This window comes from Vibrio sp. CB1-5 (assembly GCF_059412285.1).
Window position 1 is genome coordinate 164,944 of the sequence record NZ_JBJHPB010000004.1, and the last position, 12,904, is coordinate 177,847.

General features: G+C 46.9%; 11 protein-coding genes. 6 read left to right on the top strand and 5 right to left on the bottom strand.

Annotation, left to right across the window (positions count from 1 at the left end):
- The first annotated feature begins 7 nt into the window (after positions 1-7).
- Genes ACJB0T_RS04625 through ACJB0T_RS04650 form a run of 6 tightly spaced genes read left to right on the top strand, consistent with a single transcriptional unit; the run spans position 8 to position 6,536 of the window.
- Positions 8-967, top strand: coding sequence for a DUF58 domain-containing protein (locus ACJB0T_RS04625; protein ID WP_479293720.1), 960 nt, complete (start codon positions 8-10; stop codon positions 965-967).
- Positions 964-1,542: a DUF4381 domain-containing protein gene (locus ACJB0T_RS04630; protein WP_479293719.1), complete on the top strand. Its 579-nt coding sequence runs from the start codon at positions 964-966 to the stop codon at positions 1,540-1,542. Before ACJB0T_RS04625 ends, ACJB0T_RS04630 begins: the two co-directional genes overlap by 4 nt.
- Positions 1,539-2,579, top strand: a complete 1,041-nt coding sequence (locus ACJB0T_RS04635) for a VWA domain-containing protein (protein ID WP_479293718.1) — start codon at positions 1,539-1,541, stop codon at positions 2,577-2,579. Before ACJB0T_RS04630 ends, ACJB0T_RS04635 begins: the two co-directional genes overlap by 4 nt.
- Positions 2,576-4,258, top strand: a complete 1,683-nt coding sequence (locus ACJB0T_RS04640; protein ID WP_479293716.1) for a vWA domain-containing protein — start codon at positions 2,576-2,578, stop codon at positions 4,256-4,258. Before ACJB0T_RS04635 ends, ACJB0T_RS04640 begins: the two co-directional genes overlap by 4 nt.
- The gene (locus ACJB0T_RS04645; RefSeq protein WP_479293715.1) at positions 4,255-5,556 is read left to right on the top strand and encodes a BatD family protein; all 1,302 of its coding nucleotides are present in this window, start codon (positions 4,255-4,257) and stop codon (positions 5,554-5,556) included. Before ACJB0T_RS04640 ends, ACJB0T_RS04645 begins: the two co-directional genes overlap by 4 nt.
- A gap of 59 nt (positions 5,557-5,615) precedes the next feature.
- Positions 5,616-6,536: a LysR family transcriptional regulator gene (locus ACJB0T_RS04650; protein WP_479293713.1), complete on the top strand. Its 921-nt coding sequence runs from the start codon at positions 5,616-5,618 to the stop codon at positions 6,534-6,536.
- A 104-nt stretch (positions 6,537-6,640) separates the two neighbouring features.
- On the opposite strand, the gene choV is transcribed toward ACJB0T_RS04650, so the two are convergent.
- From choV to betB, 5 genes are all read right to left on the bottom strand, one after another.
- Positions 6,641-7,828 carry a choline ABC transporter ATP-binding protein gene (gene choV, locus ACJB0T_RS04655; protein ID WP_479293711.1) on the bottom strand — a complete coding sequence of 396 codons (1,188 nt, stop codon included), beginning with the start codon at positions 7,826-7,828 and terminating at the stop codon, positions 6,641-6,643.
- Between the two features lie 2 nt (positions 7,829-7,830).
- Positions 7,831-8,673, bottom strand: coding sequence for a choline ABC transporter permease subunit (gene choW / locus ACJB0T_RS04660; protein WP_479293709.1), 843 nt, complete (start codon positions 8,671-8,673; stop codon positions 7,831-7,833).
- Positions 8,674-8,749: 76 nt separating this feature from the next.
- A complete protein-coding gene (locus ACJB0T_RS04665) occupies positions 8,750-9,688 on the bottom strand; it encodes a choline ABC transporter substrate-binding protein (protein ID WP_479293707.1) in 939 nt (312 codons plus the stop codon).
- 35 nt (positions 9,689-9,723) lie between these two features.
- Positions 9,724-11,415, bottom strand: a complete 1,692-nt coding sequence (betA, locus tag ACJB0T_RS04670; protein ID WP_479293705.1) for a choline dehydrogenase — start codon at positions 11,413-11,415, stop codon at positions 9,724-9,726.
- A 21-nt stretch (positions 11,416-11,436) separates the two neighbouring features.
- Positions 11,437-12,897, bottom strand: coding sequence for a betaine-aldehyde dehydrogenase (gene betB, locus ACJB0T_RS04675; protein WP_479293703.1), 1,461 nt, complete (start codon positions 12,895-12,897; stop codon positions 11,437-11,439).
- Between the last annotated feature and the right edge of the window lie 7 nt (positions 12,898-12,904).

The following is a 12,904-nucleotide window of genomic DNA, read 5'->3' on the forward strand; positions in this document are numbered from 1 at the left end:
TACTTCTATGGCTTCTAAACACGCCAATAATCACGATCATCGAATCCACACCTCGTATGAGCGCTTGGTGAAGCTGCAATCACAGGTTCAGTCGTTTTCGTTGTTACCACATTTGGTTGCTCAATCGCGAATGTCAGGCCGACATGGCTCGCCTTTTCGTGGACGCGGCCTCAACTTTGAGGAGCTTCGTCACTATCAAATGGGCGATGATATTCGCAATCTCGATTGGAAAGTCACCATGCGTACAGGCAAACCCCATGTTCGCACTTACACAGAGGAGAAAGACCGCAACTTTATTCTCTGTGTTGATCAGCGCAGCGGGATGTACTTTTCTTCCATTGATACTATGAAATCAGTGGTTGCTAGCGAGATCGCTGCATTATCCGCGTGGCGCATTTTGAAAGATAACGACCGGGTCGGCTTTATCATTAGCCGATCGAATCAGATTGAATATCTGAAACCACAACGATCTCAAAATCACCTGTTACATGCGTTAAAGCGACTCAATGACGCGAACCATGCGTTAGATATCTCTAGCGAGGATAGCGAGCGTGCTAACTTTTCTTCCACCATTCGAATGCTCGGAAATTTAGGGCTCAAAAATGCCACTATCTTGTTTATCAGTGACTGGTCAGGCGCGACAGAGTTTGATTTGGATCGGCTCAAGTACCTTCAGCAGCATAATGATATTTTGAGTGTGGTGATTTCTGACCCATTGGAAGCGGCGTTACCGGCTGATATCTTAGATTCTGCTTCGTTGGTGTTTGGAGACGGAAAGTATCAGCTGAGCGTGACGGAAAAAACTAAATTGGACAAAGCGAACCAAGGTTTAAAAGCACACGCTCATCATCGCCTGGAAAAGCTAGGGCAATTAATGGCAATGAAGCGATTGCCTGTGATAGAGCTATCCACAGATGGCCAACATATTGATGCTTTCAAGCGCGCCGTCGGAGGGTTTGCATCATGACCCAAGCTGCCCCGAGTTCCTATATTCTTCGCAATATGTCAGAAGTCCCTAATCCTGATGCTATCTCTTGGTTTCCTCAAACTTTGGGTTGGCAGGTTTTAGCCTTGTTGATTGTTGCTTTCATTATTTATAAATTTGCGCTCGCGTATTGTAACAAGCAGATGCAGCGTTATCGAAAAGAAGCAAAGCAGGTATTGGAAATGCATCGCAACACCGATGAAATGCCACTGGTTTGCTACGACGTGCTAAAAAGCACCTTTCACTATCTGTATCCAAACCAGCCACAGCAATTTAACCGAGCTTGGCTATCGACGTTGAGTCAAACATCAGACGCAAATCTATCCAGCGAACTAGACCTAGTATTAGGCGAGAAGTGGCTGAAAACGCTGGTCACTCGATCTGTCGTGTTAACTGACCAAGAAGCCGAGCAGGTTTACGACATGGTTTGTCTTTGGGTTGATACACATACGACACCAACATGGCTTAAGCGACATTGGTCATTGAGCGCCACGATTTCGCGAGCTCTGAACAAAACTAAGCGTGCTATCTCTGGCGTAATGGGAGAGACGTCATGAGTTGGGACAGTCTTTCTTTAATTCATCCTTTATGGCTGCTGCTATTACCACTGCCGATCTTAGTGTATCGATTGGTGCCTGCATACAAAACGAAGCAGAGCGCTATTAAGGTACCTTTTTTCCGCAGCCTACTAGATATTCTTGGGGAAGAGCCTGAACAGGGCGCAAGTCAGCTAAATCCGTCGTGGTGGCAACGGGCTATTTTGGTTGTCTCGTGGATCTTATTAGTCTTTGCAATGACCAAGCCAACCGTGTTGGGTGAGCCTCAAACCCGAGAGAAGCTGGGTCGTGATGTGATGGTTGCCGTCGATCTTTCTGGTTCGATGTCTGAAATGGACTTTCTATCACCGGATGGACAAGCGATTTCCAGACTTGACGCAGTAAAAGGTGTACTAACGGATTTTGTCGCAACGCGTGATGGAGACCGTCTTGGTCTGATTCTTTTTGGTGATGCCGCCTATTTGCAAACCCCATTTACCGCGGATCACGATGTTTGGCTTGCGCTATTGAACCAAACCGAAGTGGCGATGGCAGGGCAAAGTACTCACCTAGGGGATGCGATTGGTCTCGCGATTAAGGTGTTCGAGCAATCACAGGGTGAAGCTGAACGCGAAAAAGTCGTGATCGTGTTAACCGATGGTAATGACACAGGAAGCTTTGTTGAGCCCAAAGATGCCGCAACGGTAGCAGCAGCGAAACAGGTACGGATTCACGTTATTGCAATGGGTGATCCAGAAACCGTTGGTGAGCAGGCACTGGACATGCAGACCATAGAAAACATCGCTAACTCATCGGGTGGCCAAGCATTTCAGGCGATGGATCAAGAGGCTTTGCAACAAGCCTATCAAGCCATTGGAGAGCTGGAGCCGAAATTGTACGAAAGCACACAGTATCGACCGAAGCAAACCGTTCACCAATACCTAATGATGATCGTCGTTGTACTGTATTTAATCGCATTTTCAGCGGCAACAATACGTCGTTCATTGTTCACAGCGAATCAAAATGCAGAAACTAAACAGCAGGAGAGCGAGTCATGAGCAGCTTGGCTATTGAGCAGTTCTTCTCTCAGTTTCATTTTATGCGCCCGATATGGTTACTAGCGTTTGTGCCGCTGGGATTATTGCTACTACTTCGCTGGCGCCGAGAAACAACCGCTGCTTGGAAAACGATTATTCCCGAGCACTTGCAAAAGGCACTCATTATAGGAGAGCAGGGCTGGAAGAGTCAGCTACCTCTTAAGTTGCTTAGTGCTATTTTAGGCACTGCCATTGTTATCTGCGCAGGGCCGACATGGGAGCGTGAACCTTCGCCATTTGGTGAAGATCAAGGCGCACTTGCCATTGTGCTTGATGTCAGCACGTCTATGGATCAAACAGACTTGCCGCCGTCACGTCTAGAGCGAGCAAAATACAAGATTCGAGACTTATTGGAAGCAAGAAAAGGCGGTAAAACGTCGCTCATTGTTTTCGGTGGTAGTGCTCATACAGCGATGCCGATGACACAAGACAATCAAGTCTTCTTGCCATTCCTCAATGCGATCACACCTGAAGTGATTCCAGTGCAGGGAAAGAGTGTCCAATCGGCAATACCTGAGCTTCAATCGCAGTTAAAAAACTTTCCTTCAGCTTCGATTTTGATTGTTTCTGATGGTGTTTCTCAAGAAGGGATTAAACTCTATCAAGATGCTTTTCAAGACACGAACCAACTGGTGATGGTCTTAGCTGTAGGAAACCAGGCTATTCATAGTAGTTCTGCGACCGACTGGGACAGTTTGAAGCAACTGGCCAGTGCAACCGATGGCCGATATTACTCACTGACCACGGACGACAGTGACATCAACAGTATTGCGTCTGATGTTGAGCGTCATATGCAGATCTCGGGAGAGTCGGCGATGCCGTGTCGGGACATGGGTTACTACCTCGTGTTTCCAGTGATGCTGTTGGCGTTGTTGTGGTTTAGAAAAGGTTGGTTGGTTCAATGGGCAATTCTTGCCACGTTAATGAGTCCAAATATTTTTCTAAACCAAGCTCATGCAGACACAGTTTCCGCAGTAGCAAGTAGTGAGCAAATCAGAGAGCCGAAATCAGCCGTCGAAGAATTTTGGGACAGTGCGACTCAAACTTGGATGGATTTATGGCTGACACCAGAGCAGCAAGGCCAGTGGTACTTTAACCGAGGGGAATTCATCAAAGCGGCTAATCATTTTCAAGAGCCAATGTACAAGGGCATCGCTTTTTACTATGGACGCGACTTTGCCTCGGCGCAGTCGCAGTTTTTGCAGGTACAGGGTGATGAACGAGCGGTTCTTTATCTAGGAAACGCCTTGGCAAGACAACGAGAATATCTTGCAGCACGAAATCTGTATAAAGATCTTATCGAGAAAACCAATGATGAAAGTATCGCTGTGGTGGCAAAGCAAAACTATCAAGCCATGAGTGAATTGGTAGACGAGATTAATCGAGTGAGTGAAAGCCAATCGGGTACCACTGACGGACCAGAAGAGTCGATGGAGCTTGGAGACAACCCGAGAACGGCCGACGGCGCTGAAGAAAATACTGCCTCAGAGCTGATGTTAAAAGAAACCTTGAACGCTAACGAGATATTGGGAAGCCAGGAACTTGCAGATAAGTGGCTTCGCAAAGTTGAAGCTGACCCAAAAAACTTTTTGCGAAACAAATTCCAAATCCAACTTCGTGAGCAGGGGAGCCAACAATGAACATCGTTAAGTTAGCGAAACTCTTTACTCAAGTGGGTTCATTATTATTTCTGGCCTTGATGACCTTGCTCGTCCCGATTTCGGCGCAGGCAAGTATGACTATCAATCAGTTGGAAAGAGAAGGTGACGTAGAGATAACCTCTTGGCTTAGCAAAGGGGAGAACGCATCAGAGCCGGCCGCGATACGTGAGCAAGTTATTCTTTATATCGAGGTTGCCACACCAAGGTGGTTTACTGGTGGTACACGTATCTCTGGCTTTGGTATGCCGGATTTGATTGTGAAGCAGCGCAATCAACTTGCAACTAACTACACGGAACGTAAAGGCGGCCAGACATGGTCGCGCCAACGCTGGGAAATAACCTTATATCCTCAGCAAAGCGGAGAGTATCGAATACCCAAAGTACCCGTTAGAGTTCAAGTATCTGCTCCGGATGGTTCAAATGTCTCTGGGACACTGTATACCGAACCGATGTCACTGTTTACCTATCTTCCGGATGCGTCGTTTACTCAAGACGAAGCCTGGTTCTCTGCTAATGATGTTAAAGTGCAGGAATCTTGGAGTGCATCGTCCGAAGAGCTGCATGCGGGTGACAGTATCGTAAGGACTCTCGAGGTTGAAGCTGACGATACTCTCTCGATTATGTTGCCACCACTGAGCGATGACAGCATTGCTGGCGTGAAAGCGTATCCGAAGCCCAGTGTTTTATCAGATAGCCAAACGCGAGGCGTATACAAATCAAAACGTGTCGATGAGGTCACTTACATTGTTACCACAGGCGGCGAAGTGGTGTTTCCAGAGCAAATCGTTCGCTGGTGGGATGTCGAAACGCAATCTGTACAGACAGTGACTTTGGAAGCTAAAAAAGTACGGGTTGCTCACACTTGGCGTTCACTTTTCAATACGTATAAAACTGAATTCGTTATACTTTCGATTGTTATCTTAGCGCTGCTAATAGCTTCGAGATTGATATATCGATTCTTTAAAACTCACCCAACACCACCTTGGTGGGAGTTGGCTCAAGCCATTCGTCATCGCGATTGGCCGAGTGTTAGGCGTCTGATATACAGAAAAGGCCGCCAAGTGAGCGGTGAAGTTGAACTCAAAAAAATGCGCAGCGATGCTTCTTGGCAACAAACCAGTCAAGAGGTGCAAGGTGATAGGGTAGATGCCGCCCAAAGTCGTTGGATGTGGCGTCAGCTAAAAGACTCGAAACGGGGTAGCTTAAAGCACGGCTCACCAAACCCCGGTTCACCAGAAAGTAGGCTTCGAGAAAAAGCGAGAGTCAATCCGTATTAAAAGGTTTAGATAGGTGGCGAAAACCGAGCTAAGCCTCTGCAGGTGATAAAAAGGTAATAATGAAAAACACCGAGCTCAACCTTATCCCAGTCTTTGTAGCCATCTATGAAGAACAGAGCCTATCCAGTGCCGCGACACGTTTGGGTATTAGTCAGCCTGCGGTAAGTAAGGCACTCAAGCGATTACGAGAGATATATGAAGACTCCTTGTTTCATCGCAACGCCAGTGGCGTAGAGCCGACGACGTTTGCCAATGACATCTATCCAGCATTGGCAACGTCGCTTAAAAATTTCAATTCAACCCTAGAGGCTTCACGAGACTTTAATCCCAAAACGTCAACCAAGACGTTTTCTATCGCTTCTGTTTCTGCCGCAAACTATGCCGTGTTGCCTGAACTGTTAGTAAGGTTTGCCAAAATTGCACCTAAGGTGTCGCTGGAAGTTCACCCGTTATTTACCGAAGATCATGAGTCTGATTTGCGATTGCAACGTTATGATTTAGTTATTGATAGGACGCGTGCTGATGTGACTACGCTAAAAACCAAAGAGATCTTCAAAGAGAAGCTCTATGTGGTTGCCGCCAATGATCATCCAAGATTAACTGGCGAGACAATAACAACGGACGAATATTTGGCCGAGCAACACGTTGTGATGTCTCGCTGGCAGACCCGTCAAAGCTTCTTTAGTGAAAAGGACTTTCCCGAGTTTGGGAAACGAAAAATAGTGTATCGAGCGCCCGGTGAAGTGGACATGCTTCCTGTGATCAGTCAAACGGAAGCCATTGGGCTTATTACCCACTCAACCCTTACTAAGTTTTCTCTGGGTCTGAACGTCAAAGCGTTACCAATGCCATTTGGCGCCTCTGAGCATGGGCTAAGCATGGTGTGGCACCCAAGCCGAAATTCCGATTCCGCGCATCAATGGCTGCGAAATCAAATCGCCAAAATTGCCAGCACGATAAATAGATCATCCAACAAGTAGAAAACGCCCAGAGTTATTCGCTTTGGGCGTTACTTCTTTCAAACCATCACGAAGCGTATTTTAGCGTCTTGCTGGAAATGTACGTCGTGCGATGCGAGTTAAGATTATGCTGCTTTTGTGCTCTTGTAGTTGCCTAAAAGGGCACGATAGAGCTCGTTATCATTGAGTACACCTAACAATTTACCCTGCTCGGAGAGCAAAATAGGTTGACCACTTCTGTGCTTGAGTTCAATAGCGTCTCGCATGGCTATATCAGGACTCACAACAACGATTGTAGACGGGGAGACGTCTTCCAGCTTGTTTTTTTCATTATCCCATTCCAACAAACTAAGACCGGGCTGTTGAACCAATGAAAGTGAGTCTGAAGTTTGTTCTACCCACACTTGTTGGCTGCAACAGACTTGTAAACGTGAGTCTTCACGTTTTAGCTCGCTGGTGGGTCGCATCAAAGAGCGTCCTTTGAGTACGTTTAAAGGGTTGGTATGCGCGACAAAATCACGTACATAATCATTTTTAGGATTAAGAATAATCTCTTCTGGCTTTCCGTGTTGAATCAAACGACCAGATTCCATGATTGCAATGTTGTTGCCAATTTTAAGCGCTTCATCGAGATCATGGCTGACGAATAAAATGGTTTTGTTGAGTTTTTCTTGCAGCATGATGAGCTCGTCTTGAAGCTGGGCACGTATCAAGGGATCAAGTGCTGAGAAGGGCTCGTCCATTAACAAGATATCGGTATCCATAGCAAATGCTCTTGCAAGACCAACACGCTGCTGCATTCCGCCAGACAGTTCGTGAGGATACTTATCTTCCCATTCTGACAGACCAACCATATCAAGTTGCTCGCGAGCTCTGTTTCGGCGTTCTGATTTCCCTACGCCTTGCAGTTCTAAACCAAATGCCACGTTATCAAGTACAGTTAACCAAGGCATTAAAGCAAACTTTTGAAATACCATAGATACACGGTGAGTCCGCAAATGGCGTAAACTGTCTTCATCGCAGCTTGATAGATCAACTTGAGCTTCGCCATCTTTAACTTCAAGGTTGCCACGAGAGATCTCGTTTAATCCATTCACGGCACGAAGTAAACTGGATTTCCCTGAACCAGAAAGTCCCATGAGAACACAAATCTCTCCTTCTTTAACCGCCATAGAGACATTATCAACACCGACGACTTGCCCTGTTTCATCGATAATCGCTTGGCGCGATTTGCCGCTGTCCAATTGGTCTAGTGCCAACTGTGGCTTGTCACCAAACACGACATCGAGATTTCGAATAGTAATCGCATCCATAATTACGCTTCCCTTTGGTTTGGTGATTTGCATAGGCGATCGAGGATGATCGCTACAAGAACAATCGCTAATCCCGCTTCAAAGCCTTGTGAAATGTTGACTGTGTTCAAAGCACGAACGACTGGTTTTCCTAAGCCATCGGCTCCAACAAGGGCGGCAATCACTACCATAGAAAGCGACAACATAATGCACTGAGTCACCCCCGCCATTATATTTGGCATTGCTGCGGGTAGTTCGACTTTGAATAGTAGTTTCATGCGAGTCGCACCAAACGCTTTACCCGCTTCTACAAGTTCTTCTGGTACTTTTGTGATGCCGAGATACGTCAATCGAATTGGTGCTGCGATAGCAAAAATAATGGTTGAGATCAGCCCCGGTACGATACCAAGCCCAAATAAAACCAAGGTTGGAATTAGGTAAACGAATGTTGGAACTGTCTGCATCAAATCGAGGATCGGTCTTAAAATGGTATACAGCCAAGGACGGTGTGCGGCCATGATCCCAACAGGGACGCCAATTAATACAGAAATCGTTGTCGCGGCAAAAACCAAAACAAAGGTTTCTAGCATTTCTTGCCAGTAGCCAAGATTAAGAATGGTGAGTAGGGCACCAATAACAAACAAAACGAGTGGAATACTACGGTGTAAGTACCAAGCAAGTGCCGCGGTAATCGCAATAGGCATTGCTGGTGGCATCCACTTAAAAATATCGACAGCAAAAAGAATGATTGTCTCTAGGAAGATAGCGATCGCATCAAATAGACCCGCTGCATTAAAGGTTAACCAATCAACCCCTGCTTCCATCCATTGACCCAATGGGATTTTGTTGTCTGTAATAAAATTCACAATACAGCCTTTGTGGTAATGATTATTCTAGCGTGTGACAAGAGGTGGGCGAGGTGCCCACCGAGCACATCATTCGTTAAGCTTTTGAATTGATGTAGCTGTTTATTGCGCCTTGAGCGTCTTCACCAGCTAGCGTTTTCACACCTTCTAACCAGGCTTCAACTTGTTGTGGATTCGCTTTCAACCACTGCTGAGCTGCTTTCGCAGGTTTCACATTTTGGTTCAATATCGCTTCCATTAGTTCGTTTTCCATTTCTAAGCTGAACTGTAGATTTTTAAGCAAGTTACCGACATTTTGGCACTCATTTATGTAATCTTTGCGGACGTTGGTGTAAACATTGGCTCCGCCATAGTTTGGACCGAAGAAGTCATCGCCGCCGTCTAGGTAAGCCATATCAACATTGCTGTTCATTGGGTGTGGAGCCCAGCCGAGATAGACGATCCATTGGTTACGACGAACAGCTCGTGATACTTGAGACACCATGCCTGCTTCACTTGACTCTACTAAGCTGAACTCCTTCAGGCCAAATGCATCGCTGTCGATCATTGATTGAATCAAACGGTTACCATCATTGCCTGGCTCAATACCGTAGATGCGGTCTTTGAACTTGTCGCCATGCTTTGCAAGATCTGCAAAGCTTTTTACGCCAGCGTCATAAACGTATTTAGGCACCGCTAGGGTGTACTTTGCTCCTTCGAGGTTGGCACGGACGGTTTCAACAGTGCCGGCTTCACGGTATTTAGCGATATCTCCCTCCATTGTGGGCATCCAGTTGCCAAGGAAGATATCGATATCACCGTTCGCCATTGAGGAGTAGGTAACAGGAACAGACAGTAGATCAGTTTTGGTTTGATAGCCTAGGCCTTTAAGTAGTTCAGATGTTACAGCTGTGGTGGCGGTGATATCTGTCCAACCCACATCAGCAAAACGGACAGTTTCACATTGATTGGCGTAAGCGTTCATCGCAAGACTACTTAAAGCGATGGTTGAGAGTGTTTTTGTCATCATAGACATGGTGTTTTCCTTGTAATGGTTACTGACTTTTGCGGTTAATTTAGCTCTCTACGCGGAGCATTAATTCGTTGTTTCTGTTGCCAGTCTGGTGCAATCCAAACGGGTTGATTGGTCGATTTGAGCATTGGTTGACCCAGAATCATGTCTGCGGCACGTTCAGCCACCATGATGGTGGGCGCATTTAGATTGCCGTTGGGAATCGTTGGGAAAATGGAGGAGTCGACCACACGTAAACCTTGGAGCCCTCTTACGCGGCAGTGTTCATCCAATACCGCCATTGGGTCGTTATCAGCGCCTATTTTGCAGCTGCACGAAGGGTGATAAGCGCTTTCGACATTCTCCTTCACCCACTGGTCGATAGCAGCATCACTAGTAATCTTGCCTCCAGGTTGAATCTCTTCACCACGATAATCGTCCATTGCTGGCTGCATTAAGATTTCTCGAGTAAGACGAATACAGTCTCGCCAGTCTTGCTTATCTTGCTCTGTGGAGATGTAGTTAAACTCGATCTTCGGTTTATCTTTAGGATTGGCAGAGGTAATGGCAATGGATCCGCGACTTTGAGGCTTGTTTGGGCCAACATGAACTTGGAAACCATGTCCATCAAAGGCCGCTTGACCGTCATAACGCATAGCAGCGGGTAAGAAGTGATACTGGATATTCGGCCATTTCAACCCTTCACGCGAGCGAATAAATGCACACGATTCAAAGTGATTGGTTGCCCCCAAGCCCTTGCGTGTTAATACCCATTCTGTCCCGATGAGCCCTTTGCTAATCAGCCCTAGCTTGCTGTTAAGCGTGATAGGCTGAGAGCAATGATATTGGAAGTAGACTTCAAGGTGATCTTGCAAGTTTTCGCCCACACCGGACAGTTCGTGGGTAAGCTCAACCCCCGCTTGTTCCAATACTGCTTTCGGGCCAATGCCAGAGAGTTGCAAAAGCTGAACTGAGCCTACCGAGCCGGCACTTGAAATGACTTCTTGATCGGCGAACACTTGTTTGATCACGCCCGATTTTTCAAATTGTACGCCAACCGCTCGTTTGTTTTCGAGTAGGACTTTGTGTGCAACCACACCTTTTATTAGGGTTAAGTTGGTGCGTTTCAGCGCACGCCTTAAGTAAGCGTTAGACGTAGAAGCTCGCACTCCACCATCAACCGTCATGTGCATTGGACCAAAGCCCTCTTGCTGATAGCCGTTGTAGTCTTGAGTTTCTGGATAGCCGGCTTCTTTACCTGCATCAATGAACGCTTGGTAAAGTGGGTTGCGTTTCATGTCATTGCCATTACATGTACCCACAGGACCACTACCACCACGGTAATTGTCTTCGCCGCCAATCCAGCTTTCCGCTTTACGAAAGTAGGGCAGGCAGTTTTGATAGTTCCAATTTTTCGCGCCGTGCTCTTCCCATTCATCAAAGTCACAAGCATGACCACGCACATACACCATGCCATTGATGGATGAGCTGCCACCGAGCACCTTGCCTCGTGGGCAATGAAGCTGGCGGCCATCGAGGCCTGTCTCTTCAACAGTTTCAAACTGCCAAGCGTATTTCTCGGTATTCATCGGGTAAGAAAGGGCTGTGGGCATTTGGATGAAAATACTTTTATCGGTACCGCCTGCTTCCAGTAGCAGCACCTGATGTTGACCACTTTCGCTAAGCCGATCCGCCAACACACAGCCGGCCGAACCCGCGCCGACGATAATATAATCGTAGCGTTGCATCATTTAATCTCTCCGTGATTTGAGTTAGGCGTAAGGGCTGGCGTAACTGCCAAGCTCAATCAACACACTCTTAGTTTGGGTATAGTGTTTAAGAGTCTCTGGGCCATTTTCACGGCCAATGCCTGAATGTTTGTATCCACCAACAGGCATTTCTGCAGGAGAATCTCCCCAGGTGTTGACCCAACAAATACCCGCTTGCATTTGATGAATAACACGGTGAGCACGAGAAAGGTTTTGGGTAAACACACCAGCGGCTAGGCCGTAGTCAGTGTTGTTCGCTCGCTCAATAACTTCTTGCTCGTCACTGAACTTAAGCACCGACATGACAGGGCCAAAGATCTCTTGCTGGACGTGGGGCATGCTGTCTTCACAGTCAACAAACACGGTTGGAGCAACAAAGTTACCGTGCTCTAGACCTTTGTCAGTCACTTGATAGCCACCTGTTAGGAGCGTTGCACCACTTTGTTTGGCACTTTCAATGGCTTGTAGGACTTTACTTAAATGGTCTTTGGAAATAAGTGCACCAATTTGAGTGTCCATATCCATAGGGTTACCGACAACGAGTTTTTCTGTTCGAGCTTTAAGCTGCTCAATAAATTGCGGATAAATCGAATCGTGGACAAACACACGTGTGCCATTGGTGCACACTTCGCCTTGAGTGTAAAAGTTAGCCACCATGGCAGCTGAAACCGCATCATTAAGTTTGGCATCGTCAAAGACAATCATTGGTGATTTTCCACCAAGCTCCATCGTGACTTGTTTTAGTGTCTTCGCACTGTCGGCCATCACTTGTTTGCCTGTACCAGACTCACCGGTAAAAGATACTTTGGCGATAGCAGGATGTGCTGTTAGCATTTGGCCGACACGGTGGTCACCTTGGACAACGTTAAATACACCGTCAGGCAATCCTGCTTCAGTGAAGATTTCAGCCAGCTTGAGTGCAGTGAGAGGCGTTTCTTCAGAAGGTTTGAAGATCATGGCATTACCAGCGGCTAAAGCTGGAGCCGATTTCCACATCGCAATTTGAATCGGGTAGTTCCACGCGCCAATGCCAGCACAAATGCCCAAGGGCTCTCGGCGAGTGTAGAAAAACTGATTTTCGCTCAATGGCTGCTGCTCACCTTGCATAGCTGGCACTAAGCCCGCAAAGTACTCAATGACATCCGCACCCGTTGCAATATCAACCTCAATCGCTTCTTGGAGTGGTTTGCCTGTGTCTGCCACTTCAAGTGCGGCCAGTTCGTCGTTACGTTGGCGCAAAATTGATACGGCTTTAAGTAATATCCGACTACGCTCAACAGGATTCATTGCTGACCATACAGCAAAGCCTCGCTTCGCTGACTCGATTACTCGCTCTAGGTCTTGCTGACTTGCAAGGCCAATGGTCGCGAGAGGTTCGCCATTGGCAGGGTTGTAGGTAACAAAGCTTTCACCAGACGTTGATGATTGTGCTTTTCCATCGATAAAGAGTGTTTTCATATCCATTTGAAGG

Coding starts and splice junctions, on each gene's coding strand:
- betA (WP_479293705.1), bottom strand. CDS start 11,415: ATGATGCAACGCTACGATTATATTATCGTCGGCGCGGGTTCGGCCGGC.
- ACJB0T_RS04665 (WP_479293707.1), bottom strand. CDS start 9,688: ATGTCTATGATGACAAAAACACTCTCAACCATCGCTTTAAGTAGTCTT.
- choV (WP_479293711.1), bottom strand. CDS start 7,828: ATGGATGCGATTACTATTCGAAATCTCGATGTCGTGTTTGGTGACAAG.
- ACJB0T_RS04630 (WP_479293719.1), top strand. CDS start 964: ATGACCCAAGCTGCCCCGAGTTCCTATATTCTTCGCAATATGTCAGAA.
- betB (WP_479293703.1), bottom strand. CDS start 12,897: ATGGATATGAAAACACTCTTTATCGATGGAAAAGCACAATCATCAACG.
- ACJB0T_RS04645 (WP_479293715.1), top strand. CDS start 4,255: ATGAACATCGTTAAGTTAGCGAAACTCTTTACTCAAGTGGGTTCATTA.
- ACJB0T_RS04625 (WP_479293720.1), top strand. CDS start 8: ATGGCTTCTAAACACGCCAATAATCACGATCATCGAATCCACACCTCG.
- ACJB0T_RS04640 (WP_479293716.1), top strand. CDS start 2,576: ATGAGCAGCTTGGCTATTGAGCAGTTCTTCTCTCAGTTTCATTTTATG.
- ACJB0T_RS04650 (WP_479293713.1), top strand. CDS start 5,616: ATGAAAAACACCGAGCTCAACCTTATCCCAGTCTTTGTAGCCATCTAT.
- ACJB0T_RS04635 (WP_479293718.1), top strand. CDS start 1,539: ATGAGTTGGGACAGTCTTTCTTTAATTCATCCTTTATGGCTGCTGCTA.